Origin of the sequence: Nocardiopsis lucentensis DSM 44048 (assembly GCF_000341125.1) — a bacterium.
GTDB classification, from domain to species: Bacteria; Actinomycetota; Actinomycetes; order Streptosporangiales; family Streptosporangiaceae; genus Nocardiopsis; species Nocardiopsis lucentensis.
Genome location: NZ_ANBC01000632.1, coordinates 1 through 2,137 on the forward strand (window position 1 = coordinate 1; position 2,137 = coordinate 2,137).

Sequence of the window (2,137 nt, forward strand, 5' to 3'; positions counted from 1 at the left end):
CGCGTTGGAGGCCGAACTCCTCGCTCTGGGCGTCAAGGTGACGATCACCGCGTGCGACGCCGCCGACCGCGCGGGGCTCGCCCGCGTCCTGGCCGAGGTCCCGGCGGACAGCCCGCTCACGGCGGTCTTCCACGCCGCGGGCCTGCCGCAGGTCACCCCGTTGGCGCGCACCGGTCCTGACCACTTCGCCGAGGTGTACGCGGGCAAGGCCGAGGGGGCGGCGGTCCTGGACGAGCTGACGCGCCCGCTCGAGCTGGACGCCTTCGTCCTCTTCGCCTCCGGAGCCGGGGTGTGGGGCAGCGCCGGGCAGGGCGCCTACGCCGCCGCCAACGCCGCACTCGACGCGGTCGCGCGGCGGCGCGCGGCGGACGGCCTCCCGGCCACCTCGATCGCCTGGGGCGTGTGGGGCGGCGGCGGGATGGGCGCCGACGAGGAGGGGGCGGAGTACCTGCGGCGGCGGGGGATGCGTCCCCTGGATCCGGAGAGCGCGCTCGACCTGCTGTTCGCGGCCATCGCCTCGGATGAGACCTGCCTGACCGTCACCGACACCGACTGGCCCGTCTTCGGGGAGGCGTTCACCGCGCTCCGGCCGAGCCCGCTGGTGGCGGGGCTCGTCCGCGGGCGGTCCTCCGACGGCGGTCGCGCCGAGCGGGCCCCGGCCGAGGAGCCGACCGGGGCCGGAGCCGGGGAGGGCGCGCCCGCGGCGGCCCTGACCGGCCTCGCCCCGGAGGCGCTGCGCGCGACCCTGCGCGACCTGGTGCGGGAGCGGGCGGCCGCGGTGCTCGGGCTCGCTGACCCCGCCGAGGTGTCGCCCGACGGCCGCTTCCTGGAGATGGGGTTCGACTCCCTGGCCACGGTACGGCTGCGCCGTGCCCTGACCGCCGCCACCGGGGTGGAGCTGTCCACCGGTCTGCTGTTCGACAAGGACCGTCCGGCGGAGCTCGCCGAGCACCTGGCCGACCTGGTGGAGGCCGCCCGGTCCCCGGGCGGGCCGCCGGGGGTCGGAGGGTCGGAGGGGTCCTTCGCCGCCCTCTACCGCGAGGCCGCCCGCACCGGCCGGGTCGCGGAGGCGGTCGACCTGTTGGCGGAGGCCTCCCGGTTCCGCCCGTCCTTCGCCACGGCGGCGGAGCAGCCGGTCACCCCGGTGTGGCTGGGCTCCCCTCGGGACGAACCCGAGTCCGCTCTCCCGCTCCTGGTGGGGTGCGCGGGCACGGCCGCGGTCTCCGGGCCAGCCGAGTTCGCGGCTCTGGCCCGGGCCTTGGAGGGGGCCGCGGACGGCGCCGGGCGGGGCGGCGGAATGGTCGCGCTGCCGCAACCGGGCTTCCTGCCCGGGGAGTCGGTGCCGAACGGGCTGTCGGCGGTGCTGTCGGCGCAGGCCGAGGCGCTGGCGGACCGCGCGGGTGACCGGCCGTTCGTGCTGATCGGCCACTCGGCGGGCGCCAACATGGCCCACGCCCTGGCCCGGTACTTGGAGGAGCGCGGGCGCGGCCCCCTCGGCCTGGTGCTCGCGGACGTCTACACGCCCGCCGAACCGGGCGCGATGGGGGTCTGGCGCGACCGCATCGTCGAGTGGGCCACGCGCCGTTCGGACGTCCCCTTGGAGGAGAACCGGCTGACCGCCATGGGCGCGTACCACCGGTTGCTCCTGGACTGGGTGCCCGAACCGACCCGCGCCCCGGTGCTGCACCTGCGCGCCTCGGAGCCGATGGACCGGTGGCCCGGCGGGGGTGACGGTTGGCGGTCCCGCTGGGAGTGGGCGCACACGACCGTCGACGTCCCCGGCAACCACTTCACGATGATGGCCGAGCACGCTCCCGCCACCGCCCGGGTCGTCCGCGGCTGGCTCGCGGACCTGGCCCGCCCGGAACCGGGTCGGATGTCCGGCCCCACACGACGTCGAGGAGAGAGGAAGAACCCGTGAGGACGGTCGAACGAGAATCGGCGCGCACCGGTCGGCGGCTCCAACTGGATCGGGCGGCGCAGTGGTTCGCCGGCAGCCAGGGCGACCCGTACGGCCTGGTGCTGCGGGCCGGGGAGGCCGACCCGCTGCCGCACGAGGAGCGGGTGCGTGAACACGGGCCGCTGTTCCACAGCGCCCTGCTCGACACCTGGGTGACCGGCAGCCGCCGGACCGCCG

Annotated in this window: 1 protein-coding gene and 1 pseudogene; both read left to right on the plus strand. The window is 77.1% G+C overall.

All coding sequences use genetic code 11. The annotated features are described in order from the left end of the window. Positions 1-1,921, plus strand: a 1,921-nt coding sequence (locus D471_RS35635; RefSeq protein WP_152486399.1) for a KR domain-containing protein, incomplete at its 5' end; no start/stop codon positions are given. Continuing rightward, positions 1,918-2,137, plus strand: a pseudogene (locus D471_RS0122600) (hypothetical protein); the annotation flags it as partial. The gene D471_RS35635 and the pseudogene D471_RS0122600, both read left to right, overlap by 4 nt.